Here is a 26725-nt window from a genome sequence, read left to right on the forward strand (position 1 = left end):
CGTGAAAACGAATAAGGGCGTCTTGCTGAGCTCGACAGCAGATCAAAGGCTTCCCGGCTGAAGCCGGTCCTACTGACTGCACACAGTCTCAGGGCAGATAAACGCTGAACAGCCCGCCGCCCAGCTCGCCGCCGTTGGCGATTTCGATGTGGCCATGGACGCCTTTGCGCTGATGCTGTCTGGCGATGTTCGCCGCGAAATACAAGCCCAACCCGGTGCTCCCGCTGTTCTGGTTGATGCCCAACACGTAATCGGTCTGTTCCTCGATCATGCGTCGCGGAAACCCCGGTCCGTCGTCGTTGATGCTGATCACCAGTTGCTCGCCGACCTGCCCTGCCGTAATCAACACTTCACTGCGCGCAAAGCGAATGGCGTTGATGACCACGTTGGACACCACTGAACCGACCAGCTCGCGATCAAAGAAGCCCGGCAAACCGAAGTCGTTTACCGCATAGCGCGCCGTGATGCCACGACTGACGAGCACTTCCTGATGAAAGGCCAGCTGCGCTTCAATGAAGTCATCCAGCTCGTGATAATCGGGGCGCATCGGCAGCTGATTCACCCCCAGTTTGTAGAGCCCGAGCAGCTGCACCAGCATGCCATTGAGGTGGGCGAACTCGTAATCGATGACGCCTTGATCCGGCGTACCACGACAGGCTTCGGGAAGCTGCTTGACCCACTGGCCGTGGGCCTGGATCAACGACCCCAGCGCGTTCTTCATGTCGTGAACGGTGGACGCAATCACCATCGAGAAGTCGAGCCCGAGATCCTGATCTTTCATTCGCCGAAAGCCCTGAGTCGCAGTTTCTGGAAACGCTCGAAGCGCGGGTCGGTCTCCGGCATCTTGCCGACCATCTTGAGACTGCTCTGGCATTCCGCCAGGCTCGCCGCGTCGAGATTCTGGACGCCCATGTGCAGCAATGACTGCGCCATGTTCAGGGCGATACTGATGTTCTTCGGTTGCAGGGCCAGGCCCTGACGGAACAGGTCCTGCGCCTCGCCGAGCTTGCCGGCGCGGTAGCAGCGAATGCCCTGGATATTGAAATCGATGGCCGCTTTGCCGGCGCCGAGAATCTCGGGATCGTCGGTCTGCCTGGCGATGTTCTGCATCACCACTGGATCGTCGCCGTAGATTTCGGCACAGCTTTTCAGAATGCCCGCGCCAGCGTCTTCCTGACCGAGCGCCTTGAGCTGCGAAGCCACCGCCAGCGCCGCATCGGCGCTGAGAAACTGCTCCATGCCCTCAAGCCGTTCCATCGCCTGCTCGGTCAGTTTGGCGGCCATTTCCGGATCGGAGGATGCGACGCTGGTGGCCTTCATCAAACGCGCGCGCACTTGCAGGCCAGCGTCGTTGCCGTTTTCCTTGGCGACTTCGGTGAGGGTCTGGTTGATCTCGATTCGGGTGCGGGCATCCAGCCCGCGCTCGCCGCCACGGCTGATCAGTGCCTGAGCAAAACCGAGGTTGGTCTCCGGGTCCTTGAAGCGGGAGAACTGGCCTTGGGAAACGGCCTGACGATAGGCCTTTGAAGCACCATCGAAGTCCTCGTTTTCCAGCGCCAGCTTGCCCAGCAGACGCTGACGGCGCACAGCATACGGCGATAACCGCACCGCCTCTTCCAGCATCTTCTGCGCACGCTTGTTGTCGCCGCTGGCCACCAACACGTCGGCCAGCCCGTCGTACAGTACCGGCATGGCATTGAAGGCGCGAATCGCTTCTTCGTACACGCCCTGCGCTTCAGCGTTGCGCCCGCGCTTGAACAGCAGCTTGCCCAGCGCCACATACGCCCAAGGTTGCGGGCGGTCGGCGAGGATCGACTTGAGAAAGGCCTCGAGCGGCTCGTGCTGATTGAGGTCACGCAGTGCATCGGCTTTGTAGCGCAGGCACAGCGGCGCAAAACGTGGGTCCTGCTTGGTCAGCGCAGCACAGGCCGTCAACACCTCGGTCGGATTGCCACGGTCAAGCGCTTGCAGGATCGGCTTGAGCAGGGTCTTGCGCTGGACGATCTTCTCCAGACGCTGAGCCAGGCTCGCACGGTTGAACGGCTTGGTCAGGTACGCATCCGGCTCCCACTCCAGCGCGCTCATCACCATCGCCTGGCTGTTCTCGGCAGTGACCATGACGAACACGCTTTCGTGGCTGATCAGTCGATCGGACATCAGGTCTTCGAGCACCTGCTGGCCGTTCTTCTTGCCGTCACCCAGATTGAAGTCGTGGAGGATGAAGTCGTAGCGCTTCTGCGCGCACATCTTCAGCGCCTCCTCGCCGGTGTCGGCAGTGTCCACCGCCTTGACGCCCAACTCGCGCAGCATCGAGCGGACCGAACTGCGGAAGTCGGAAAAATCGTCGACGATCAGAAAGGTTTTTTGGTTCCACGCCAGCATCGAGATTCCTGTCACCGGATAAATAGTCGGCCCTGAGGCACCTGCAAGGGCGGCGGTCTCGTTCCCGGTCTGGGCAGAGAGGGCCAATAAAGTTGCGGCATGACGCCACTTGTCCGAGTTATCGGCGGCAGCAGGGCAAAGCTTAGGCACGCCATGCGGGAAAAAATCACGCCCTCGCGCCGTGTTGACAGGGCATCGACGCGAAAGGAGGCATACGCCAACGGGTAAAGTCCTTGGGTGTGCAGCCGATATCCAGTCATGCAACGCGTACCCAACCAGCCGCAACCCCATCCCCGTTCGAGTGCACTCCATGTCCTGGCTGACCGACCTGAAATTGAAGACCAAGCTCCTTTCGGCTTTCTGTTTGTGTGCGCTGATCACCGTGGTGGTGGGTGTGCTGGGGCAGAGCGGTATTTCCCGGCTGTATGAACTGTTTGAAAACACGGTGAGCGACAATCTGGTGTCGATCGCCAAGGTCGATTCGGTGAAGGCCAACGTCATCGCCACCAACCGCGACTTTTTCAAAGCCATCGGACTGAGCGCACTCAAGGCCAACCCGGACGACATCAACGCAGCCATCCAGTCCCTAAAGGAAAACCAGGCCCAAGCCGAGACCGACTTCAAGACCTACCGCGCCACGCCACTTGATCCGGATGAAAAAGCCGCAGGCGATGACTTCGAACGCGACTGGGCCGCTTACATCAGCGCCGCCCTCAATGCGCTGTCTGTGGCGCAGAGTGGCGACCTTGAGCAAGCCAGCAAATTGGCCGCCACCAGCGTAACGCCTAGCTATCGCAAGACCATGGGCGAGCTGAAAATCATGATCGAATCCAACCTGCGGCAAGCCAATGAACAGGCCCAGCAAGGCATCGAAACGGACAAGCAGGTGACGTGGATTCTGATCATCGGTTCGTTGATCGCGGTGGTGTGCGCCATTGCGTTGGGGCTGATCGTCACCCGCATGATCACCCGGCCGATCTATCAATCCGTGGCCAGCGCCACCCGGGTGGCGGGCGGTGATCTGAGCCAGACCATCGCGGTCGGCGGTCAGGACGAAACCGGCCAGTTGCTCAAGGCGCTGTCTAACATGCAGGGCAGCCTGAAGGGCACGGTTCAGCAAATCGCCACCGCTTCGGATCAACTGGCGTCCGCCGCTGAAGAACTGACCATGGTGACCGACGACAGCACCCGCGGGCTGATGCGTCAGAACGATGAAATCCAGCAAGCCGCCACGGCCGTCAACGAGATGACCGCTGCGGTGGAAGAAGTGGCGCGCAACGCCGCGAGCGCTTCGCAGGTGTCTGCGCAGACCTCCGAAGATGCCATCAAGGGCCAGCAACAAGTGCAGCAGGCTGTCACCGCGATGAACACCATGACCGTGGAAATCACCGAATCGACCCAGCGCGTCGAAGCGCTGGCCGGGCAGATCCGCGACATCACCAAAGTTCTCGACGTGATCCGCGGTATTGCCGAGCAGACCAACCTGCTGGCGCTCAACGCGGCCATCGAAGCGGCCCGCGCCGGCGAGCAAGGCCGTGGCTTTGCGGTGGTGGCGGACGAAGTACGTGCCCTCGCCCACCGCACCCAAACCTCCACCGGCGAAATCGAATCGATGATCACCAAGGTGCGCAATGGCGCCAACGAAGCCGTGCAGGCCATGGGCAAAAGCCAGGCGATCGCCGTGCATACCCAGTCACTGGCCACCGAAGCCGGCCACGCGCTGGAACGCATCAGCGAAGGCGTAAGCCAGATGAACGAACGCAACCTGGTGATCGCCAGCGCAGCGGAGGAGCAGGCGCAAGTGGCCCGCGAAGTGGACCGCAACCTGGTGAACATCCAGGACCTGTCGACCCAAACCGCAGCCGGCGCCAATCAGACCAGCGCGTCGAGTCAGGCGTTGTCGCGGCTGGCCGTATCCTTCCACTCCATGGTGGGCAAATTCACCCTTTAAACGGCTTGGCGTTTCGGCGCCCGGCTAGCCAATCGCCACCCTGAGACAAAATGGCGTATTGACTAATTTGACACCCGATTTGTCGAAAATGACATTTCGGGTACAATCCCCGCCCGCCGCAGGGGATGGACCTGATGACCAGGTCCTGCGGTGGACGATGTTTACTCAAGCTGCTGATTCCAATGATCGAATAAAAAGCACAGCACCGAGGGACATAGAACACGAGGTCGACCTTTTCACTGGCCTTTTGACCCTTCCTCCTCGTTTTCCGAGAGCGAAGCCTGTCTGACGTTCGCGCCGCACACTGGCGCCCGGCATCGCAGGACGTTGCGCGACGATTGCTGCAGGCGGATAACTTTCTATCTATTGGATGATTCGATGTTCAAGAAAACGAGCACCGCTCTACTGGGCCTCGCGATTTCGGCCACCTTCCTGCAAGCCCATGCCGCAGAAAGCAAGAAAGTCGATGTACTGCTGATCGGCGGCGGCATCATGAGTTCGACCCTGGGCGTCTGGCTCAATGAACTCGAGCCGAGCTGGTCGATGGAAATGGTCGAGCGCCTCGACGCCGTCGCCGAAGAAAGCTCCAACGGCTGGAACAACGCCGGCACCGGTCACTCCGGCCTCGCCGAGCTGAACTACACGCCTGAAGACAAAGACGGCAAGGTCAACATCTCCAAAGCCATCGAGATCAACGAAGCCTTCCAGGTCACCCGTCAGTTTCTGTCCTGGCAGGTCCGCCAGAACGTCCTGAAGAACCCGCCTTCGTTCATCAACACCACACCGCACATGAGCTTCGTGTGGGGCGATGACAACATCAAATTCCTGAAAAAGCGTTATGACGCGCTGCAAGCCAGCCCGCTGTTCCGCCCGATGCAGTATTCCGAAGACCCGGCGCAGATCGCCAAGTGGGTCCCGCTGATGATGGAAGGCCGTGATCCTTCGCAGAAGCTGGCGACCACCTGGACGCCGATCGGCACCGACGTCAACTGGGGTGAAGTCACCCGCCAGTACGTGTCGTACCTGCAGACCCGCCCGAACTTCGATTTGAAGCTGTCCAGCGAAGTCAACGACATCACCCGCAACGACGACGGCTCGTGGCACGTTGAATACAAGAACCTGAAAGACGGCACCACCACCGGTACCGACGCCAAGTTCCTGTTCATCGGCGCAGGTGGCGGTGCATTGAAGCTCCTGCAGAAATCCGGCATTCCCGAAGCTCAGGACTACGCAGGCTTCCCGGTTGGTGGTTCGTTCCTGGTGACCGAGAACCCGACCGTTGCCATGCAGCACATGGCCAAGGCCTACGGCATCGCCTCCACCGGCGCGCCGCCCATGTCGGTTCCGCACTTGGACACCCGCGTGCTGGACGGCAAGCGCGTGATCCTGTTTGGCCCGTTCGCGACCTTCTCCACCAAGTTCCTGAAAGAAGGTTCGTACTTCGACCTGTTCAGCAGCATGACCACCCACAACTTCTGGCCAATGACCAAAGTGGGCGTTGAGCAGTACCCGCTGGTGGAGTACCTCGCCGGTCAGTTGATGCTGTCCGACGACGACCGCTTCAAAGCGCTGCAGGAATACTTCCCGCACGCCAAGAAAGAAGACTGGCGCCTGTGGCAAGCCGGTCAGCGCGTGCAGATCATCAAGCGTGATGCCGACAAGGGCGGCGTGCTGAAACTGGGCACCGAAGTCGTTTCTTCCCAGGACGGCACCATCGCTGCCCTGCTGGGCGCATCGCCAGGCGCGTCGACCGCTGCACCGATCATGCTCAACGTCCTGGAAAAGCTGTTCAAGACCCAGCTCGCGACGCCTGAGTGGCAAGCGAAGGTCCATCAGATCGTGCCGAGCTATGGCACCAAGCTGAATGACTCGCCAGCCGCTGTTCAGCAAGAGTGGAACTACACCGCCGAAGTGCTGCAACTGGGCAAACCGCCAGTGCTCGATCAGAGCGTCGGCACCAGCACTGCCGCGCCGGGCAAGCCTGCTGAAAGCAAGCCCGCCAGCGACATGGCGCTGTAACGACGCCTGACCGGTTTGCATCTACCCTGATGCGGCTGTTCACGAAAGCCACGAGACCTCGCGTCTCGTGGCTTTTTTATTGCCTGGTGAACAGCCCACGGCCGCCCGACGCACGTTGTGACGTTCATCAGCGCTTGAAGACGTGAAAATGAACGGCAAGCGCTTGCGCTGTGTCCATCCTATGGAACCATTCAGGAAGAAAGGTATGGACGCTAAAAACACGCAAGTGATGAGGGATGTCATCGTGATCGGTGGTGCGCAAGGCGCCACGGAAGCCCTGCGGCACCTGCTCGTCAAGCTACCGAAAGATTTTCCCGCTGCCCTGCTCATCGTGATTCACACGAACCCGACAGGTCCGGACTACATGGCGTCGGTGCTCGGTCGCTACTCGACGCTGCCTGTCGGCTACGGCAAAGAAGGCGAGCCGGTACTGCCTGGCCGTGTGTACCTGGCACCTCCTGACCGGCATCTGGAGATCGTCTCCCCCGGGATCATTCATCTAGACGACGGCCCCAAGCTGCACCTCGCACGTCCTGCCGCCGATCGCCTGTTCGCCACAGCTGCCGACGTATTTCGCGAGCGGGTGATCTGCCTCGTGCTGTCAGGCGGCGATTCCGATGGTGCGGATGGCGCGGTAGAGGTCAGGAACGCCGGCGGGTTGAGTTTCGTCCAGCGTCCCGAGGAAGCGCCCGTGCCCAGCATGCCGATCGAGACGATGCGCAAAACCGTGTTGAGCCCTCAACTGAGCGCGGAAGAAATGGCAGACGCGCTGATCAAAGCGGTCGGCAGCGTCCACAGCTGACTATCAAAGGAGACCAGTGAGCATGCCAGGAGGCGAACAGCATCCACCGCCGTCAGGCGCCTTCGATCTATTGGACCTGGGCCCGGGGCGCAACACGGCCGTCTTTCGCCTCACCCTCGCATTCATGATTCTGGTGCTGCTGACGTTCGTTTCGGTTGAGGGGTGGCGCGCGTGGCGCGATTACAACCACGCCTACGACTTCGCCCGGGACTCGGTCACCAACCTGGCCCGTGCCACGGCGCAGCACGCGGAGGACGCCATCAGGCAGGTCGACATCCTGACCTACGCCATCGGTGAGCGTGTCGAGGGCGATGGACTGGCCAATATCGACGTTCCACGTATCCACGCCCTGATGGCGCAGCAATCCAGACTCATGCCTCAGCTTCACGGGTTGTTCATCTACGGCGCCGACGGGCGATGGATCGTGACCGATAAAGACGTGACCCCGGACACCGCAAACAACGCAGACCGGGACTACTTCAACTATCACCGCACCCATACCGATCAAAGCGTGCGCATCAGCAACGTGGTCAAGAGCCGCTCCACCGGCGAGTTGATCATCCCCGTCTCCCGCCGGCTGAACAATCCTGATGGCTCGTTCGCGGGCGTGCTGCTGGGGACTATCAAGCTCAGCTACTTCATGGATTATTACGGCGACTTCAAGATTGATGATCGCGGCGCGCTGGTGCTGGCGATGCGGGACGGCACGATCCTGGTCAGGCGTCCGTTCATGGATTCCGTGGTGGGGCAAAGCCTGGCCGACAGCGAGATCTTCAAACGCTACCTGCCGACCGCCAATGAAGGGACTGTGGAGATCAAAGCCGTGGTGGACGGCACGTACCGGTTGTACGGCTTTCGTGCGCTGTCGAGTTATCCGCTGGTGGTCGCAGCCGGGCTGTCGAGAGAGTCCTTCGTCGGGCCGTGGCGTCATGACCTGCTCAAGTCCGGACTCGTGCTGTTGGTCCTGATCGCCGGGTTTATCGGATTTGCTTACATCGTCCTCACGCAGTTGCGCGGTCGCATGGCCATGGAGAGCGAGATTCGCCTCGCCCATCAGGCGGTCAAAGACATGGCGCTGACCGACAGCCTGACCCGACTGGGCAACCGGCGGCGACTCGACATGGCGCTCAACAGCGAGATCGGCCGCGCAAAACGACAGCGTTACCCGCTCGCCTTGATCATGCTCGACATCGATTACTTCAAACGCTTCAACGACCGCTACGGCCATGCGGCAGGTGACGACTGTCTCCAGCAGGTCGCGCAGGCCATCAGCGGGGTGTTGAAACGCCCTGCCGACCTCGCCGTTCGCTACGGTGGCGAGGAATTCACCGTGCTGCTGCCGGACACCGACATCCAGGGCGCGGGCCTTCTCGCCGAGGACATTCTGCAGGCCATTCGGGGGCTCGCGCTGGCGCACGCCGATCACCCCGAGCAGATTGTCACTGCAAGTGCCGGCGTCACAGCCAGGTTCCCTGCGATGGAAGACACGACGCCTGCCGGCATGATCAAAGCAGCGGATGCCTATCTTTATTACGCGAAAAATAATGGTCGCAATCGGTGGTACGCGGATCAGCACACTCAAGCGAGCGCGCGCGCATAAACGAGGGAGTGTTCGAATGGCCGGGGGACCGAGAGGTTTTATGTGAGAGATGACGTGCTGAAGCGGGAGGAGTAGATCAGATATGTCCCCTGCAGGAATCGAACCTGCATCTAGCCCTTAGGAGGGGCTCGTTCTATCCGTTGAACTAAGAGGACACCAAAACAGACGGCGTGCATCTTAACGACAAGGCGCTGGCTTGTCATGTCGTCATTATCAACAGGGGCCGTAGGATGCTGCCTGCCAGTCACATCAGAGGGTTATCGTGCAGAATGCAAGGGCGGCCATGGGCCATATTGCAAATCGCAACCCTACAATCCCTAAAATGCGATCTATGCTATTGGTTTATAAGGGATTTATCCGCCATAGAGATTGGCACGCAGACTGCACTAGTTACCTTCGCGAATCACCCTCTGAACGCCGTCCCAGCGAAGGTACCCGAGATGAACATGACACTGTCCCTGCTCAACGCTGCCGCGCTTGCCGCATTGGTCGCTTTTCATTTTCAGGGTGATGGCAGCCAGTCAGAGGCGGTGAAGTCAGAGACCGTCGCCGTCCAGGCTCAGCCTCATTACCTCCTGCAACAGACCCCGCGGTTCGCAGCCATGCCAAGCCAAGGCACAGAAGCCATTCTGGCCCATGACAATGAAGAAGCCGTGCCGGTTATCCGCTCGGAACGCTGGGTGTTTTGATCAACAGTCACTGTCAGTCATTCCAACGGCTCCGACCCGCCCTCTGTCAGAGAGCACCCCATTAGAGAGCAGCTATGTCCAAAGCAGCAATTTCGTTCCTGATCTTGGCCCTGATGGCTATCGCCGCAGACCAGCTCATGGATCCGTCAATGGAAACCCTGAGCACCTTGGCTAAAGCAGCTGCCGGTATTTTCGCCAGCCTGTTCGTGGCAGCGCTGTTCGTGGGCCGCCGTATCAAGTTCGATCCGGTATTACGCCAGGCCAAGCCCTGAGCGCTCGCTGATCTGGCGCCAAGGCAATCGCCATCTCTCCGGCGGCTCTCCTGAAGCGTGAGTTGCCTCGAAGCATTCGACCCTTCGTCTCTTTCTTGACTGGCCCCTCGTATTATCCCCACTCTCCCACTACGCTGGAGACAGATAGCCATCACGGCGTCGTCCAGCGCTGTCGGGATGTTCATTATCCACTTTGCAAACCAGAACGCATTTCGGATAATTGGTGCTGGCTAAAAGCCTTTATCTAGTTCAATATTTGTCACACATTTGACGCCAAGGATCCGACGTATTGATGCAGGATGGCGGTCCTTTATGCGGGTGGTTGAACATTTCAGCTAAAAGACAGTCAGAGCATGACATCTCGCGGCCTAATGCAAGAACCGCCTCTCTCTTTGAACTAATTCGGTTAAATATATGAGCCCTATGAAACAGGCCAATTATTCCAGTCGCACAGCTGACAAGTTCGTAGTTCGTCTACCGGAAGGCATGCGCGAGCGTATTGCGGACGTTGCCAAACATCATCATCGCAGCATGAACTCGGAAATTATTGCGCGTCTTGAGCAGAGTCTGATTCAGGAAGGTTCACTGGGTGACGAGCCAAGTCTGCGCCTGGACAGCCCTGAGCTTTCGCTTCACGAACGCGAGCTGCTGCAGCGCTTCCGTCAGTTGGCTCACCGCCAGCAGAACGCACTGGTTTCCCTGATTGCACACGACACTAGCCTGGCAAACGACGACAAATAAGTCGTTTAAACCAGAGACTTGAAAGCCAGCGCTCTGCTGGCTTTTTTGTGCCTGAAATTAATGCCGCCGGTGTTTCGCGCCCATTAAAAAACCGCCCTGAAGGCGGCTTTGTTTGAACCGTGGGGGTCAGAGTAAAAATAATGTCGCCAGCCCGAGAAAGATGAAGAACCCGCCGCTGTCGGTCATGGCCGTGATCATCACACTGGCGCCCATCGCCGGATCGCGACCGAACCGCGCGAGGGTCATCGGGATCAACACACCCATCAATGCCGCCAGCAGGAGATTCAATGTCATGGCGACGGTCATCACCACCCCAAGGGACCAGCTGTGATACAGCAGATAAGCGACGATCCCTATCACCCCGCCCCACACTAGGCCGTTGATGAGCGCGACGCCCAGCTCCTTGCGCATCAGGCGTGAGGTATTGCCGGTGTTGACCTGATCGAGGGCCATGGCCCGAACAATCATTGTGATGGTCTGATTGCCCGAGTTACCCCCAATCCCTGCCACGATCGGCATCAATGCTGCAAGCGCCACCAGCTTCTCGATGGAGCCTTCGAACAGGCCGATCACCCGCGAGGCGAGAAAGGCAGTAATCAGGTTGACGGCCAGCCAGGACCAGCGGTTGCGCAGGGATCGCCAGACGGAGGCGAAGATGTCCTCCTCCTCCCGCAGACCCGCCATGTTGAGCACTTCGGTCTCGCTCTCCTCACGGATGAGGTCGACCATCTCATCGATGGTGAGACGGCCGATCAGCTTGCCGTTCTTGTCGACCACCGGGGAGGAAATCAAGTCGTAACGTTCGAACGCCTGGGCGGCTTCATAGGCATCGCCATCTGGATGGAAACTCACCGGATCACTGGCCATGACCTCTGACACTTGCTTCTCGGGGTCGTTGACCAGCAGACGCTTGATGGGCAGAACGCCCTTGAGCACGCCATCGGAGTCAACCACGAACAGTTTGTCAGTGTGACCGGGCAGCTCTTTCAGACGGCGCAGATAGCGCAGAACGACTTCCAGGCTGACATCCTCGCGGATGGTCACCATCTCGAAGTCCATCAGGGCGCCGACCTGCTCCTCGTCATAGGACAGGGCGGAGCGCACGCGCTCGCGCTGCTGGCTGTCCAGCGCCTCCATCAGCTCATGGACAACATCGCGCGGCAGCTCTGGCGCAAGGTCGGCGAGCTCGTCGGCGTCCATTTCCTTGGCGGCGGCCAGCAGCTCGTGATCGTCCATGTCGGCGATCAGGGTTTCCCGAACGGAATCGGACACTTCGAGAAGGATGTCGCCGTCACGCTCGGCCTTCACCAACTGCCAGACCGTCAGACGGTCTTCGAGGGGAAGTGCTTCGAGGATATAGGCAACGTCGGCGGAGTGCAGGTCGTCGAGCTTACGCTGCAGCTCGACGAGGTTCTGCCGGTGAACGAGGTTCTCGACGCGATCCTGGTGCTGGCCTTCCTGACGGTGTGTCAGGTCTTCGACGATACGCTGACGTTGCAGCAAGTCGATGACTTGGGCGAGACGATCCTGAAGGCTTTCCTGCGTCTTTTTTACTTCGATTTGGGTCATAGGCGAACTCCACTCCCAGCAGTGGAACCCGCCAGAAGATCAATCAGTCGATTCTTGATTGGTGAAACTTAGTGTTGAGTTGCTACTGGGTAAGTCCATGGAGGTAGTCCACAAGCCCCGGCGGGGCTGACGGGCGCAATCATACACCGCTTGCCGTGGCGGGAGGCTAAAAATTCAACGTGAAACAATCGGTTGCAACACAACGTTCATCGCTGTCCGAGTCAGCGAGGACGCCCGGTCACATCCGGTGAACAAAACCCGCTCGCCGCGAGAAATCCTCATCGCTACCCTTCTCGGACACTGGTCAGGGAGGACATCGCGATGCCGCTGAACACTGAAAAGCTCTTCATCACCCTGCTGCTGTTTTCGCCACTCGGCGCAGGCGCAACCACCGTCAATCGCTGCCAGGATCAGAGCGGCAACGTGACGTTCACCACACTGGCTTGCCCCAGCGGGCACACGACAGCGGCGCAGGGCATCAACCCGGCTTCAGGCACGACCTTCACACTCCCTCCTCCGCCTGCAAAAACGGACGCCCTGCAAAAGCGCAAAAGTAACGAAGTGGTGGTCGTGGGTCAGCGCGATGATGGTTGCGGAAATATCCTGAGCGCGGAGCAGCGTCGCAAGGCGATTATCAATCAGCAGACGCCAACGGGAATGAGCAAACGCGACGTGGAAAACTTGCTGGGGCGACCGGACAAGATCATCAGCCGTAACGCTGAAGTACGTTATGTGTATGAGGAGAAGAAGGGACGCAGCAGACAGGTGTCATTCGATGAACACGGCTGTGTAAAAGGCAAACGCCAGAAAGCAAAAAGCCCGCATTTGCATGCGGGCTTTTCGTTTTATGGTGCACTCGACAGGATTCGAACCTGTGACCGCTCGGTTCGTAGCCGAGTACTCTATCCAGCTGAGCTACGAGTGCAGATGGCGCTTTTTAAACCAGTTCACCTCTGGGCATCGCATTTTACTTCTGGAAGTGAGTGGTGCTTCCGAAGACCTGTTGAAGCCAGGCTCTTTCTAACTTAAGACTGTTATTCGTATCACTACAAACAACGCTTAAATGGTGCACTCGACAGGATTCGAACCTGTGACCGCTCGGTTCGTAGCCGAGTACTCTATCCAGCTGAGCTACGAGTGCATTTGTTGCCGCGCATTATAGGCCGTCAAATCTCTTGGTCAAGCACTTTTTCTAGTAAATTCAACAACTTACAGATCAAGCCAGATTACAACGTACTACGCAAATAATGGCGGAGAACGGGGGATTCGAACCCCCGACACCCTTTTGAGGTGTACTCCCTTAGCAGGGGAGCGCCTTCGGCCACTCGGCCAGCTCTCCGCAACACGGGGCGTATAATAACCACCCTTTTCCCCGTTTGCAAACCAAAAATTCAATAAAAATTAATGGCTTGGTTCTTCGTCCTTCTCTTTCTTTATACGCAGGTAAATCTCTTCGCGGTGAACAGCCACTTCCTTGGGCGCGTTGACCCCAATGCGCACCTGATTGCCTTTTACGCCGAGCACGGTCACGGTGATTTCACCATCACCAATGATCAGACTTTCCGCGCACCGGCGAGTCAGAATCAGCATACCTATCTCCTTACGGCTTACATTCAAGGGATTACAGTCTGCACAGACAAACGGCATGATCCCGAGCCAGAGGCCGCAGGTCCATGCCTCAGTATCGACCAGCGCCGGAAAAAGAATAGCGACTTGCGCACATCCACTCGCAGAAGGCGCAGCAGAAACCGCGCCCTCTGCTCAAGGCTTACTCGCCCTGACGCGGTGCGTCGAGTTCGAAGGCAGTGTGCAGCGCGCGCACGGCCAACTCCAGGTACTTCTCCTCGATCACCACCGAGACCTTGATTTCGGACGTCGAGATCATCTGAATGTTGATGCTCTCCTTGGCCAGCGCTTCGAACATGCGGCTGGCAACCCCGGCATGGGAACGCATGCCGACACCGACGATGGAAACCTTGGCGATCTTGGTGTCGCCAATGACTTCGCGAGCGCCGATTTCGTTGGCGGTGTTCTGCAGAACCTGCAGCGCGGCCTGGTAATCATTGCGGTGAACGGTGAAGGTGAAATCGGTGGTGTTATCGTGCGAAACGTTCTGCACGATCATGTCGACTTCGATGTTCGCGCCGCTGATCGGGCCGAGAATCTTGAACGCAACGCCCGGGGTGTCTGGCACGCCACGGATGGTCAGCTTGGCTTCGTCGCGGTTGAAGGCGATGCCCGAAATGATCGGCTGTTCCATGGATTCCTCTTCATCAATGGTAATGAGGGTGCCTGGACCCTCCTTGAAGCTGTGCAGTACGCGCAGCGGGACGTTGTACTTGCCGGCGAATTCCACCGCACGGATCTGCAGGACCTTTGAACCGAGGCTCGCCATCTCCAGCATTTCTTCGAAGGTGATCTTGTCCAGCCGCTGGGCCTGCGACACAACACGCGGGTCAGTCGTATAGACGCCATCGACGTCGGTGTAGATCTGGCATTCATCGGCTTTCAATGCCGCGGCCAGCGCCACGCCGGTGGTGTCGGAACCGCCACGACCCAGGGTCGTGATGTTGCCGTCTTCATCGACACCCTGGAAACCGGCGACCACCACCACACGACCGGCCTTCAGGTCAGCGCGAATCTTCTGATCATCGATCTGCAGAATCCGCGCCTTGTTATGGGCGCTGTCGGTGAGAATGCGAACCTGATTGCCGGTATACGACACAGCCGGAACGCCGCGCTTGATCAGCGCCATGGCCAGCAGTGCAATAGTGACCTGCTCGCCGGTGGAAACGATGACGTCCAGCTCGCGTGGCACCGGTTGGTCGCTGATTTGCCGGGCCAGTTCGATCAGGCGATTGGTTTCGCCGCTCATGGCCGAAAGCACGACCACCAGATCATCGCCCGCATCACGGAATTTCTTGACCTTGTCGGCCACCTGTTCGATGCGCTCTACCGAGCCCACCGAGGTGCCGCCAAACTTTTGTACGATTAAAGCCATCTCAAAGCCGCCTCAGCCCATGAAGGGCGCCCGTTATCATTCAAACCGCGAAGCGCCGGGACCCGAACGACGGGCCCCGGGTGGGTCGACTTAAATACCTTGTTCGGCGAACGGAACAGCCAGTGCCAGCGCTGCTTCGAGTCCGGCAGCATCAACACCGCCGCCTTGCGCCATGTCAGGACGACCGCCGCCTTTACCGCCTACAGCGGCAGCCGCTTGCTTCATCAAATCACCGGCTTTGAGTTGGCCAGTCAGGTCTTTGGTGACGCCTGCCACCAGCACGACCTTGTCTTCATGCACCCCGCCGAGCAGGATCACTGCGCGGCCGAGCTTGTTCTTCAATTGGTCAACCAGGGCCAGCAGCGCCTTGCCATCCTGACCGTCGAGACGGGCAGCAAGAACCTTGACGCCTTTGACGTCCACTGCCGAGCCCGACAGATCGTCGCCCGCAGCACTGGCCGCCTTGGCCTGCAGTTGTTCCAGTTGTTTTTCCAGCAGACGATTGCGTTCCAGCACCGCCGACAGCTTGTCCAGAACGTTGTCGCGATTGCCTTTGACCAGGTTCGCGGCTTCCTTCAGTTGTTCTCCAGCCGCGTTCAAGTACTCCAGCGCCACGGCGCCGGTGACCGCTTCGATACGGCGCACGCCTGCGGCCACACCGCTTTCGCTGATGATCTTGAACAGCGCGATGTCGCCGGTACGGTTGGCGTGAATGCCACCGCACAGCTCGACCGAGAAACCGCCGCCCATGCTCAGCACGCGGACGTTGTCGCCATACTTCTCGCCGAACAACGCCATGGCGCCTTTCTTCTTGGCGGTCTCGATGTCGGTTTCTTCAGTCTCGACGGCCGTATTCTTGCGGACTTCGGCGTTGACGATGTCTTCAAGCGCCTTGATCTGCTCGGGCTTGATGGCTTCGAAGTGGCTGAAGTCGAAACGCAGGCGCTGACTGTCGACCAGCGAGCCTTTCTGCTGAACGTGATCGCCCAACACCTGGCGCAAAGCCGCGTGCAGCAAGTGCGTGGCGGAGTGGTTCAACGACGTGGCCTGGCGAACTTCGGCAGCCACTTCGGTGCTGACGGTGGTGCCGACTTTCAGGCTGCCCGACACTTGAACACCGTGGTGCAGGAACGCGCCGCCGGTCTTGGTAGTGTCGCTCACGTCGAAGCGCGCATCGCCCGCGGTCAGGTAACCGCTGTCGCCAATCTGGCCGCCGGACTCTGCGTAGAACGGGGTCTGGTCGAGGATGACCACGCCGTCCTCGCCTTCACTCAATTGCTCGACCGCGAGGCCGTCTTTGTACAGGGCGACGACCTTGGCCTCGCCTGCGGTGGCTTTGTAACCGGTGAACTGCGTGGCCACGTCAACCTTGACCAGGCTGTTGTAGTCCATGCCGAAGGAACTGGCGGAACGCGCACGTTCACGCTGGGCATCCATCTCACGTTCGAAACCGGCCTCGTCGAGGGTCAGGTTGCGTTCGCGGGCGATGTCGCCGGTCAGGTCCATCGGGAAACCGTAGGTGTCGTAGAGCTTGAACACCACATCGCCGGGGACGATGGTGCCCTTGAGTTCGGCGAGATCCTGCTCGAGGATCTTCAAGCCCTGCTCCAGGGTTTTGGCGAACTGCTCTTCTTCGGCCTTGAGCACGCGCTCGATGTGCGCCTGCTGGTTTTTCAGCTCAGGGAAGGCTTCGCCCATTTCGGCGACGAGTGCGGCGACGATCTGGTAGAAGAAGCTGCCCTTGGCGCCCAGCTTGTTACCGTGACGGCAAGCGCGACGAATGATGCGGCGCAGCACGTAGCCACGGCCTTCATTGGACGGCAGCACGCCGTCGGCGATCAGGAAGCCGCACGAACGGATGTGGTCGGCGACGACTTTAAGCGACGCTTGATTGTCGTTGCTGCAACCAATGGCTTTTGCAGCAGCGGCGAGCAGGCTCTGGAACAGGTCGATTTCGTAGTTGGAATTGACGTGTTGCAGGACGGCGCTGACGCGCTCGAGGCCCATGCCGGTGTCGACCGATGGCGCTGGCAGCGGGTGCAGAACGCCGTCGGCCGTGCGGTTGAACTGCATGAACACGTTGTTCCAGATCTCGATGTAGCGGTCGCCGTCTTCTTCCGGCGAACCCGGCGGGCCACCCCAGATGTCGGCGCCGTGGTCGTAGAAGATCTCGGTGCACGGGCCGCACGGGCCGGTGTCGCCCATCGTCCAGAAGTTGTCGGAGGCGTACGGCGCGCCCTTGTTGTCACCGATGCGCACCATGCGCTCGGCCGGCACGCCGATTTCCTTGGTCCAGATGTCGTAGGCTTCGTCGTCCGAGGCGTAAACCGTGACCCAGAGTTTTTCCTTGGGCAGGTTCAGCACGCCGGTCAGGAAGGTCCACGCGTAGGTGATTGCGTCGCGCTTGAAGTAGTCGCCGAAGCTGAAGTTGCCCAGCATCTCGAAGAAGGTGTGGTGACGCGCGGTGTAACCGACGTTTTCCAGGTCGTTGTGCTTGCCACCGGCACGCACGCACTTCTGGCTGCTCACGGCGCGGGTGTAGGCCCGTTTTTCCTGGCCGAGGAAGCAATCCTTGAACTGGTTCATGCCTGCGTTGGTGAACAGCAGGGTTGGGTCGTTGCCCGGGATCAGGGAGCTGGAGGCGACTCGGGTGTGGCCTTGCTCTTCGAAGAAGCGAAGGAAGGCTTCACGGATTTCTGCGCTTTTCATAGGTTCTTCCACGGAAACTGCGGCCTGGCACATGCATAGCGTCGTTCGACGCAGCGACGGCAAAGGGCCGCATTATATAGGCGTTGTACGCTCGGTACAGCGTGTTATTCGATAGAAACCGGCAATCGGGCTGATCACCCGATCAGCGAACGCCAAATTCGGCAAATGCCGCAACCACCTTGTCCAGATGCGCAGCCGTCACATCCAGATGGGTGACCATGCGCAACCGCGGCGCAGCACTCAGCACGATACCGCGCTCGGCACACAGGGCGTTGAGCGCCTGGGCGCGATCGCCGATCCGTACGTAAACCATGTTGGTCTGCACCGGCTCTACGTCAAAACCGAGGTCCGCAAGCGCTTTGCCCAAGGCGGTGGCATTGGCGTGGTCGTCGGCCAGACGCTCGACCTGATGCTCCAGCGCGTACAACCCCGCTGCTGCCAGGATGCCAGCCTGACGCATGCCGCCGCCGACCATCTTGCGCAGACGCCGGGCCTTGGCGATGAACTCACTTGAGCCGCACAGCACTGAGCCGACCGGCGCGCCGAGCCCTTTGGACAAGCACACGGAAACCGAATCGAAATGCCGGGCAATCTCACGCGCGTCCACGCCCAGTTTGACGGAGGCGTTGTACAGGCGAGCGCCGTCGAGGTGCAGATTCAGCCCTTTTTCCCGGGTGAATGCCCGGGCCGCCGCGAGGTATTCCATCGGCAAGACCTTGCCCTGCATGGTGTTTTCCAGGGCCAGCAAGCGGGTGCGGGCGAAATGAAAGTCGTCGGCCTTGATGGCGGCGGCGACCTGATTCAGGTCCAGCGATCCGTCCGCCTGGTTGTCGAGGGGTTGAGGCTGGATCGAGCCGAGCACCGCCGCGCCGCCGCCTTCGTATTTGTAGGTGTGCGCCTGCTGGCCGACGATGTATTCGTCACCGCGCTCGCAGTGAGCCATCAGGCCGAGCAGGTTGCTCATGGTGCCGGTCGGCACGAACAGCGCGGCGGCAAAACCGAGACGCTCCGCCAGCCACGATTCCAGCCGGTTGACCGTCGGGTCTTCGCCATACACGTCATCGCCAAGGGGCGCGCTGGCCATGGCGTCGCGCATGCCGGCCGAGGGTTGAGTCACGGTGTCACTGCGCAGATCGATAACCGCCACGATGAAGCTCCCGTTCATTAGGGTCGAGCCTCAGTTCTGAGGCCCGGGGCATCGATAATCAAGGCTTGGGACTGGAATGCCAAGACGCCTTATAAGAAAAGCTGATGAAAACCATCAAAAAGGCTCCAAGCGAATCCCGGAAATCTATGTTACAAACTGCACGCCGACGGAAAACGCCGTTGGCAACGTTCTCAGGGCGGGGTGCGATTCCCCACCGGCGGTAATGGCGCGCAATACGTCTAGCCCGCGAGCGCTTGCAGCGAGCTTACCCTCGATGCAAGGTCAGCAGACCCGGTGTGATCCCGGGGCCGACGGTATAGTCCGGATGAAGAGAGAACGGGACTGGCACAACAGGATCGTTTCGAGACCAATCCAGGCGCTTGGCGTCGCGGACGGTTTCGCACGTACCCTGGCATCCCATTCGATCCAAAACGCCCTGTTTTTTTCATTAAACAGGAGTCAGAACACATGCAACCTACCGCCATTCACGCTCACGAGCGCATCGCCTTCATTCAAGCCTGCTGGCACAAGGAAATCGTCGATCAGGCGCGCAAGGGCTTTGTCGCCGAGATGGCGCAACACGGTTACGCCGAGACCGACATCGATTTCTTTGAAGTCGGCGGCGCGTTCGAAATCCCGCTTCACGCCAAGTTGCTGGCCAAGTCAGGTCGCTACGGCGGTGTCGTGGCTGCAGGTCTTGTGGTCGACGGCGGCATCTATCGCCACGAGTTCGTCGCGCAATCGGTGATCAGCGCGCTGATGCAGGTTCAGTTGGAAACCGAAGTGCCAGTCTTCTCGGTCGTGCTGACCCCGCACCACTTCCACGCCGGTGAAGAGCACCAGAAGTTCTTCTTCGATCACTTCGTACACAAGGGTCAGGAAGCGGCCAAGACCTGCGCGGACACGCTGACAAAGCTGCGTGCAGTGCGTCGGGTGAGTGAGGGGCAGAAAGCGGCGGGTTGATCACGAGGCGCCCACTGAAACCGGCACTTCAACGGCAAGATATATAGGGCCGTTGAAAACACCGCAATGTGGCGTAGTGAACACGGTCATGTGGGAGTGAGCTTGCTCACGAAGACGGCATTTCAGCCGCTACAAATTTAGCGGATGTACCGGCCCCTTCGCGAGCAAGCTCGGCTCCCACAAGTCCGCATTAGCGGGAAAATCACCGATGCCCCGCCTGACTCAACCAGAGCCGTCACAACCAAGTGCGCTCCTGCAATCATTGAGCGACTGCGATTTGAACAGGTCGCGTCAGGCCAATGTCTCTTCCGTCGCCGGCACGATCAGAATCCCCGCCCGCAGCCCGTTCTTGACGTTCGGGTTGGGGAAGATGATCCGGGCGCCCTCTTCTTCTATGACCCAGCGTGAATCGGCCAGGTCTTCGGCCAGCACGTAGCCTTTTTCCAGTTCCGTGAAGTTCTCGATGTCCGCTGGCAAGTTCAGGCGGAAGGCGTCGCTGTGCTTGATGATCTCCCGGGCTACGCTGAACAGCTGCAACCCGGCCAGATCCCCAGGCTCATCGGCTTCGGTGCCGGTGATCAGGCGTTCGAGGCAGGATTTCAGCTTGTCGAGATTGACCTGCTGGTTCTGCCCGAACGGGCGTGCCTTGCCCAATTCCAGGGTGAAGGCTTCGGCGTCGAGCTTGTCGTAGGTGTAGGCGCTGAACACGATCGACGACTTGTTCTGCAGCAGCACCGCTTCCATGCCGGCAGTGCGCAGCCGGGCGAGTTCGCGGCGGGAGTGAGCGCGACCCTCCTTCCACGGATACAGCGCGAACTGCTCGATCTTCGAACCGCGAATCGCCGTGTGCAGGTCGTAATGCAGGCGGTAGCGGCCCGGAATATTGAAGAAGCTGGCGGCCAGACGCTCGAGTTCGCAGGCGCGCAAGGCTTCGCTGCCGCCGCTGTGCTCATGACGGCCATTGAACAGCCGGTTGACGTCCTGCTCGACGTAACGCCCGCCGCTGCGCATCGCTTCGGGATTGCCGAACAGGAACAGAATACGTGCGCGAGGCTTGAGTTCGCCCCGGGCGATGGCGTGAATCAGCGCGTCGAGCAACTCGATGGGCGCGGTTTCATTGCCGTGGATGCCGGCGGACAGCAGCAGGTCGGTGCCATTGCCCCGCGCTTCGGGAGGCCGGACTTCCAGCGCCCCCTCGGCGAGCCAGCGCATGCGAACGCCGTCGACGGTCAGCTGAGTCTTTTCCGCGGGTTCGCGACCCGCGAGGGTCAGTTCAAGCAGTTTGCCGAGGGCGAGCATGGGGAGCTTCCTGCGCAGGCTTAGTCGTGGGTGCAGTCAGGGCCGTGCACGTGGCCTTCTTCGTCGTCGCCGCTCATGTCAGCCGGTTCCATTTCCAGCTGCAGGCTGACCAGGTTGGTCGCCAATGGACGCAGCAGCAGGTTGGCGTATTCGGCATCGCCTTCTTCGACGTCAACGCCGATCAGCAACTGGCCACGGCCGTCCTGTTGAATCCAGACTTCTTTGCCCTGCCAGATAACGGCAAGACGGGTGCAGGACGTTTCCAGCTGAGTGCCGTCGGTGTCTTCGAGGATCAAACGCAGCGCGTCGGTCATGGCAAAACTCTCTCTGTAAAAGCAAAAACATCGCCGCCTGACGCCGCTCGGGCGCAGGCGTAACGGATGGGGTGCATCAGTTGATCTGGAAAGGATAGACCGCGCCCAGTTTCAGGTGCTGCGTCAGCTCGTCCAGCGCCGTACGGCATTCAATCAGCAGTTGGGGATCGGCCAGATCACTGTCGCTCATGCGGTCGCGATAGTGCTTGTCGACCCACTGCGTCAGCGTGTCGTACAGCGGCGCGGTCATGATAACGCCTGGATTGACCGCCGCCAGTTCGGTTTCATTCAGGGCCACGCGAAGACGCAGGCACGCCGGGCCGCCACCGTTCTGCATGCTCTGCTTGAGATCGAATACCTTGACCTCACTGATCGGGCTGTCGTCCGCAAGCAGGCGCTGCAGGTAATGCCAAACGCGCTCGTTGCTGCGGCATTCTTCCGGCACGATCAGCAGCATCGAACCGTCGGCGCGGGACAGCAACTGGCTGTTGAACAGGTACGAACGCACCGCGTCTTCCACGGCTACCTCACTGCGCGGCACGCAAATGGCCTGGAAGCGACCGCCACGTTGACCGAGTTTGTTGTGCAGTTCGGCGAGCATGGGCTCGGTATTGAGGAATGCGTCCTCGTGATAGAACAGGACCTCGCCATTGCCCACCGAGATCACGTCGTTATGAAACACGCCCTGATCGATCACGGCCGGGTTCTGCTGGGCGAAGACGACGCCTTCGGCGCTCAGGCCATGCAGACGCGCAACGGCCTGGGACGCTTCGAGGGTCTGGCGGGCCGGGTATTTCTGCGGCGCGGGGAAACGGCTGTCGAACGCGGCGCGGCCGAAGACGAAAAACTCGACGCCGGGCTCCCCGTAGCTGCGGCAGAAGCGCGTGTGGTTGGCCGCGCCTTCGTCGCCGAACTGGGCAACGGCAGGCAGCGCCGCATGGTGGGCGAAATGCTGCTGATCGGCGAACATCGCGCCGAGCACGCGGCTGGTGGTCGGGTGCTCGATGCTGCGGTGGTATTTGCAGTTGAGGTTGGCGGCGGTGAAATGCACGCGGCCGTCGGCGGTGTCGGCGCTCGGGCTGACCGTGGCGGCGTTGGCCACCCACATGCTCGACGCCGAGCAACTGGCGGCCAGCAGCGGCATCGACTCTTTGGCCGCGCGCTCGATGACCTGTGCGTCGCTGCCGCTGAAGCCCAACTTGCGCAGACCGGCCACGTCAGGACGTTCCTGGGGGGCCAGCACGCCCTGGGTAAAACCCATCTCCATCAGCGCTTTCATCTTGGCCAGCCCCTGCAAAGCGGCCTCGCGCGGATTGGAGGATTGCTGGCAGTTGTTCTGGGACGCGACGTTGCCGTAGGACAGCCCACCGTAGTTGTGGGTCGGGCCCACTAGACCGTCAAAGTTGACTTCACAGGATTTCATCGGTGAGGCTCCGTGGATCTGTTTTTATGTGCACATTCTTCGACGTGCGCTGCGCTATCAAGGAGCGCGGTCAGTTCAGGGTGATGCCGGGCGTCAGGCTGGCAGGCAGCGCCAGGGTTTCGGTCTCCAGCGACGCCACCGGGTACGCGCAATAATCCGCCGCGTAGTAGGCGCTGGCGCGATGGTTACCCGAGGCGCCGACACCGCCGAACGGTGCCGTACTCGCCGCGCCGGTCAGTTGCTTGTTCCAGTTGACGATGCCCGCACGGCTCTGCAGCCAGAACTGCTGATAGCGCGCCTTGGAATCCGACAACAGTCCCGCCGCCAGCCCGTACTGTGTGGCATTGGCCTCTTCGATGGCTGCGTCAAAATCAGCGTAGCGAATCACCTGCAACAGCGGCCCGAACAGTTCCTCATCCTCACGATCTGCCACGTCACTGACGTCGATGATGCCCGGCGTCAGCAGCGCCGATTGCGCGGCAGGCTGGGTCATTTCGAGCAGGGCAACTGCGCCGTTGGCCAACATCACTTCCTGGGCATCGATCAGTGCTTGCGCAGCCGCAAGAGAAATCACCGAGCCCATGAACGGCGCAGGCTGTTGATCGAAGGCGCCGACCTGAATGGTCGATGTCACTTCCACCAGCCGTGCCAGGAATGCATCGCCCCAGGCACCTTGGGGCACCAGCAGGCGGCGGGCGCAGGTGCAGCGCTGGCCGGCGGAAATAAAGGCCGACTGGATCACGGTGTAGACCGCGGCATCGACGTCCGCGACCTGATCGACCACCAGCGGGTTATTGCCACCCATTTCCAGGGCAAGAATCTTGTCCGGGCGACCGGCGAACTGTTGATGCAGGGAATTGCCGGTTCGGCTGGAACCGGTGAAGAACAACCCGTCGATGCCTGAATGGCCGGCCAGTGCGATGCCGGTGTCCCGCGCGCCTTGCAGCAGATTGAGCACGCCCGCCGGCAGACCGGCCTCGATCCAGCATTGCACGGTCAGTTCGGCAACTTTGGGGGTCAGCTCGCTTGGCTTGAACACCACAGTGTTGCCCGCCAGCAACGCCGGCACGATGTGCCCGTTAGGCAGGTGACCCGGGAAGTTGTAAGGACCGAACACCGCCACCACTCCGTGGGGCTTGTGTCGCAGCACGGCGGTGGCGTCGCCCAGCGGGCCGCTCTTCTCGCCGGTCCGCTCGCGGTAGCTCTGAATCGAAATCGCCACCTTGTTGGCCATGCTGGTCACTTCAGTCGCCGATTCCCACAGCGGCTTGCCGGTTTCCTCACCGATGCAACGGGCGATTTCATCGGCGCGGTTTTTCAGCGCAGCGGCGAAGGCTTCGAGCACGGCAATGCGCTCGTCCAGACTGCGCGTCGCCCAGGCCGGAAACGCCTGACGGGCCGATTTGACCGCCGCATCAACCTGTTCAGCTGTCGCGCTTTGGCCCGACCAGATCACCTGCTGGCTCACCGGGTTCAGGGACTCGAATGCGTCGCCCTGCCCGTCCTGCCAGGCACCGGCAATATACAAAGTGTTCATCAAATACTCTCCCGAGCGGGCGACAGTTGCACAGCGCGAACCTGATCACCGGCGCTGAGGCGCAAGCGCTTGGCGGTCTGTGGATCGACCACCAATGTGCCGGCGGCAAGGCGTGCAGGCGCGGCGGTCACGCGGCAGTCTTCGCGCTTGCGGTTGTGGATAAGGAATGGCGTCGCGTCGTCGCCCGGTGTGCCGACGGCCAGCACCAGCGCCTGGCTGTCGCGGACTGCGCGGATCTTGCTGGTCTCGCACTCGATGGCCGGGCCGGCGTCGAAAATGTCGACGTAGCCTTGATAGCTGAAACCTTCGGCCTTGAGCATGGCCAGCGCCGGTTCGGTGCTGACGTGTACGCGGCCGATGACCTCACGCGCGGCTTCTGAAAGGAAGCAGCTGTACAGCGGAAACTTCGGCATCAGCTCGGCAATGAACGCGCGGTTGCCGACCCCGGTGAGGTAGTCGGCCTGGCTGAATTCCATTTTGAAAAAGTGTCGGCCCAGGCTTTCCCAGAACGGCGAATGGCCCTGTTCGTCGGAGATGCCGCGCATTTCAGCGATGGTCTTGGTGCCGAACAGCTCCGGAAACTCGGCAATGAACAGCATCCGCGCCTTGGACAGCAACCGGCCATTGAGGCCATTGCGGTAGTCGGCGTGGAGAAACAGCGAACACAGCTCGGAGTTGCCGGTGAGGTCGTTGGCCAGGAACAGCGTCGGGATCTCCCGGTAGATATTCAGCTCTTGAGAAGCGCTGACCGTCAGGCCGACCCGGTAGTTGTACCAGGGCTCGCGCAGCCCCACCGCGCCCGCGACAGCGGAAATGCCCACGACTTTCTCGTCGTCATCTTCGAGCACGAACAGGTAGTCAGCGTCGCCCCGCCCGGCCTCGCCACGGAAGGTTTTCTCGGCCCAGCCGACCCGGTGCGCCAGACGCTCTTCATTGGCCGGCAATGTGGTCAGGCCTGCGCCGGTGCTGCGCGCCAGCTCGATCAGCGCCGGAAGGTCACTGCTGCGTACGGGACGAACGATCATGCTTTCTCCTCATGCCGGTGGTTCTGCAACCGCCGGCGAACTCGCTAACCTGCTTTACGGCGTTGGCCTGCGACTGCAGCGCCCATCACCGTCAACTCATCTCATCCATCGAGCCCGGCTTTCAGACCGCGACAATGCGCACGCTGGCGCCTTCGCCGACACCCAGCGCTTCGGCCGCGGCCAGGCTCAGGGCCACTGGCTTGCCCGGCACCCAGTCCAGTTCCAGCATCACCGCGCGGTAATCCTGCAACTGGCCGTTGGAAACCAGATAAGGCCGCCCGCCCTTGACCGCATCACCGGTACTGACCGTGTCGACCTTGACCGGCACGACGCGGCTCTGGGCGATGGAGCGAATGCCGGACACCCGCGCGTGCAGGGTCGGCCCGCCATCGAAGATGTCGATGTAATGATCAGTCTCGAAGCCTTCGCGCATCAGGATGTCGAAGGTGATCTGCGCACGCGGATGGACCTGGCCCATGGCTTCCTGCGCTTCATCGGGCAGCAGCGGCACGTAGATCGGGTAATGGGGCATCAGCTCGGCGAGGAAGGTCCGGCTTTTCAACCCGCACAGGCGCTCGGCTTCGGCGTAGTTGATGTCGAAGAAGTTGCGGCCGATGGCGTCCCAGAAGGGTGAGTCGCCGTGGTCGTCGCTGTAACCGACGATCTCGGTCACCACCGAATCGGCGAAGCGCTCCGGGTGGCTGGCGACGAACAGCAGACGGCCACGGGAATTGAGTTCCGACCACAGCGTGCCGACCAGCTCAGGCAGCACGTAGAAGCTGGTCAGCAGGCTGTTGCCGGTGAGGTCGTGGCACTGCGAGAGCACGTGGATCTTGTTGTGGATCTTCAGTTCACGGGAGGCGTGGACAAAGGTTTCGTTGCGAAAGCTGTAGAACGGCTCGGAATAACCCGCCGAAGCGACGATCCCGGAGCAGCCCACCAGACGACCAGATTCGGTGTCTTCGAGGACAAAGAAGTAGGTCTCTTCGCCGTTGAAACTGACTTCCGCCGCGAACGAGGCTTCGGACGCCGCAATCTTGTCACTCAGACGTCCAGCGTCATCCGGCAGGGACGTGACACCAATCGGGCTGTCTGCCGCGAGTCGTTGAACCTCGCTCAGATCCGCCATTTGCGCGGGGCGCATCACCAGCATGGTGTCACTCCTTGAGAAAAAAATCGGGCCGGTTGTCCGGCACAGGAAAAAAAAAAAGCTGAAGCGGCGCTCAACCTTGTGGGAGCGAGCTTGCTCGCGAATGCGGCGTGTCTGATCCAAGCGTTTCGC

The 26725-nt window shown here is 60.4% G+C and carries 21 protein-coding genes, 4 tRNA genes and 1 riboswitch; of the genes, 8 read left to right on the forward strand and 17 right to left on the reverse strand.

What is annotated here, in order from left to right; genetic code table 11:
• Positions 1-88: 88 nt before the first annotated feature.
• Entirely contained in the window at positions 89-781 is a 693-nt protein-coding gene (locus tag IFT47_RS02285) for a sensor histidine kinase (RefSeq protein WP_192171018.1), read from the reverse strand.
• A complete protein-coding gene (locus tag IFT47_RS02290; RefSeq protein WP_192171017.1) occupies positions 778-2382 on the reverse strand; it encodes a tetratricopeptide repeat-containing response regulator in 1605 nt (534 codons plus the stop codon). The genes IFT47_RS02285 and IFT47_RS02290 overlap by 4 nt, the downstream gene beginning before the upstream one ends.
• Positions 2383-2692: 310 nt before the next feature.
• On the opposite strand from IFT47_RS02290, the gene IFT47_RS02295 reads away from it, so the two are divergent.
• The 4 genes from IFT47_RS02295 (at position 2693) to IFT47_RS02310 (ending at position 8754) form a co-directional block, all read left to right on the forward strand.
• Entirely contained in the window at positions 2693-4333 is a 1641-nt protein-coding gene (locus tag IFT47_RS02295) for a methyl-accepting chemotaxis protein (protein ID WP_192171016.1), read from the forward strand.
• Positions 4334-4711: 378 nt separating this feature from the next.
• A complete protein-coding gene (gene mqo / locus IFT47_RS02300) occupies positions 4712-6352 on the forward strand; it encodes a malate dehydrogenase (quinone) (protein ID WP_192171015.1) in 1641 nt (546 codons plus the stop codon).
• A gap of 205 nt (positions 6353-6557) precedes the next feature.
• Positions 6558-7154: a chemotaxis protein CheB gene (locus tag IFT47_RS02305; RefSeq protein WP_192171014.1), complete on the forward strand. Its 597-nt coding sequence runs from the start codon at positions 6558-6560 to the stop codon at positions 7152-7154.
• Positions 7155-7176: 22 nt separating this feature from the next.
• Complete coding sequence (locus IFT47_RS02310; RefSeq protein WP_192171013.1) at positions 7177-8754, forward strand: sensor domain-containing diguanylate cyclase; 1578 nt, start codon at positions 7177-7179, stop codon at positions 8752-8754.
• 83 nt (positions 8755-8837) lie between these two features.
• Here IFT47_RS02310 and IFT47_RS02315 read toward each other — a convergent pair.
• Positions 8838-8909, reverse strand: a tRNA-Arg gene (locus IFT47_RS02315).
• Between the two features lie 285 nt (positions 8910-9194).
• Here IFT47_RS02315 and IFT47_RS02320 point away from each other — a divergent pair.
• The 3 genes from IFT47_RS02320 (at position 9195) to IFT47_RS02330 (ending at position 10456) form a co-directional block, all read left to right on the forward strand.
• Positions 9195-9443, forward strand: a complete 249-nt coding sequence (locus IFT47_RS02320; protein ID WP_192171012.1) for a hypothetical protein — start codon at positions 9195-9197, stop codon at positions 9441-9443.
• A gap of 74 nt (positions 9444-9517) precedes the next feature.
• Positions 9518-9715 (forward strand): PA3371 family protein, encoded by a 198-nt coding sequence (locus tag IFT47_RS02325; protein WP_192171011.1) that lies wholly within the window; start codon positions 9518-9520, stop codon positions 9713-9715.
• A gap of 414 nt (positions 9716-10129) precedes the next feature.
• The gene (locus tag IFT47_RS02330) at positions 10130-10456 is read left to right on the forward strand and encodes an Arc family DNA-binding protein (RefSeq protein ID WP_192171010.1); all 327 of its coding nucleotides are present in this window, start codon (positions 10130-10132) and stop codon (positions 10454-10456) included.
• A gap of 126 nt (positions 10457-10582) precedes the next feature.
• Here IFT47_RS02330 and mgtE read toward each other — a convergent pair whose 3' ends face one another.
• From mgtE to ltaE, 8 genes are all read right to left on the reverse strand, one after another.
• Positions 10583-12025: a magnesium transporter gene (gene mgtE / locus IFT47_RS02335; RefSeq protein ID WP_192171009.1), complete on the reverse strand. Its 1443-nt coding sequence runs from the start codon at positions 12023-12025 to the stop codon at positions 10583-10585.
• Positions 12026-12873: 848 nt separating this feature from the next.
• Positions 12874-12950: transfer RNA gene (locus IFT47_RS02340), tRNA-Arg, on the reverse strand.
• A 139-nt stretch (positions 12951-13089) separates the two neighbouring features.
• Positions 13090-13166 (reverse strand) — tRNA-Arg (locus IFT47_RS02345).
• A 107-nt stretch (positions 13167-13273) separates the two neighbouring features.
• Positions 13274-13364, reverse strand: a tRNA-Ser gene (locus IFT47_RS02350).
• Positions 13365-13426: 62 nt separating this feature from the next.
• Positions 13427-13615: a carbon storage regulator CsrA gene (csrA, locus tag IFT47_RS02355; protein ID WP_002554426.1), complete on the reverse strand. Its 189-nt coding sequence runs from the start codon at positions 13613-13615 to the stop codon at positions 13427-13429.
• Between the two features lie 178 nt (positions 13616-13793).
• Positions 13794-15026 carry an aspartate kinase gene (locus tag IFT47_RS02360; RefSeq protein WP_065986190.1) on the reverse strand — a complete coding sequence of 411 codons (1233 nt, stop codon included), beginning with the start codon at positions 15024-15026 and terminating at the stop codon, positions 13794-13796.
• A 90-nt stretch (positions 15027-15116) separates the two neighbouring features.
• Positions 15117-17735, reverse strand: a complete 2619-nt coding sequence (alaS, locus tag IFT47_RS02365) for an alanine--tRNA ligase (protein ID WP_192171008.1) — start codon at positions 17733-17735, stop codon at positions 15117-15119.
• A gap of 142 nt (positions 17736-17877) precedes the next feature.
• A complete protein-coding gene (ltaE, locus tag IFT47_RS02370; RefSeq protein WP_192171007.1) occupies positions 17878-18882 on the reverse strand; it encodes a low-specificity L-threonine aldolase in 1005 nt (334 codons plus the stop codon).
• Between the two features lie 183 nt (positions 18883-19065).
• Positions 19066-19224, forward strand: a riboswitch (FMN riboswitch).
• Positions 19225-19350: 126 nt separating this feature from the next.
• On the opposite strand from ltaE, the gene IFT47_RS02375 reads away from it, so the two are divergent.
• The gene (locus tag IFT47_RS02375) at positions 19351-19845 is read left to right on the forward strand and encodes a 6,7-dimethyl-8-ribityllumazine synthase (protein ID WP_192171006.1); all 495 of its coding nucleotides are present in this window, start codon (positions 19351-19353) and stop codon (positions 19843-19845) included.
• 291 nt (positions 19846-20136) lie between these two features.
• On the opposite strand, the gene astE is transcribed toward IFT47_RS02375, so the two are convergent.
• The 6 genes from astE to aruF all read right to left on the reverse strand — a co-directional run bounded on the left by astE (position 20137) and on the right by aruF (position 26596).
• A complete protein-coding gene (gene astE, locus IFT47_RS02380) occupies positions 20137-21144 on the reverse strand; it encodes a succinylglutamate desuccinylase (RefSeq protein ID WP_192171005.1) in 1008 nt (335 codons plus the stop codon).
• 20 nt (positions 21145-21164) lie between these two features.
• Positions 21165-21458, reverse strand: a complete 294-nt coding sequence (locus IFT47_RS02385) for a topoisomerase II (RefSeq protein ID WP_065986195.1) — start codon at positions 21456-21458, stop codon at positions 21165-21167.
• 76 nt (positions 21459-21534) lie between these two features.
• Positions 21535-22881, reverse strand: a complete 1347-nt coding sequence (gene astB, locus IFT47_RS02390) for an N-succinylarginine dihydrolase (protein ID WP_192171004.1) — start codon at positions 22879-22881, stop codon at positions 21535-21537.
• Positions 22882-22951: 70 nt separating this feature from the next.
• On the reverse strand, positions 22952-24421 hold the full coding sequence (astD, locus tag IFT47_RS02395; RefSeq protein ID WP_192171003.1) for a succinylglutamate-semialdehyde dehydrogenase: 1470 nt from the start codon (positions 24419-24421) through the stop codon (positions 22952-22954).
• Positions 24418-25443 carry an arginine N-succinyltransferase gene (gene astA, locus IFT47_RS02400; RefSeq protein ID WP_108121441.1) on the reverse strand — a complete coding sequence of 342 codons (1026 nt, stop codon included), beginning with the start codon at positions 25441-25443 and terminating at the stop codon, positions 24418-24420. The genes astD and astA overlap by 4 nt, the downstream gene beginning before the upstream one ends.
• A gap of 121 nt (positions 25444-25564) precedes the next feature.
• Positions 25565-26596, reverse strand: a complete 1032-nt coding sequence (aruF, locus tag IFT47_RS02405; protein ID WP_192171002.1) for an arginine/ornithine succinyltransferase subunit alpha — start codon at positions 26594-26596, stop codon at positions 25565-25567.
• Between the last annotated feature and the right edge of the window lie 129 nt (positions 26597-26725).

This window comes from Pseudomonas sp. CFBP 13711 (assembly GCF_014842265.1).
Lineage (GTDB): Bacteria > Pseudomonadota > Gammaproteobacteria > Pseudomonadales > Pseudomonadaceae > Aquipseudomonas.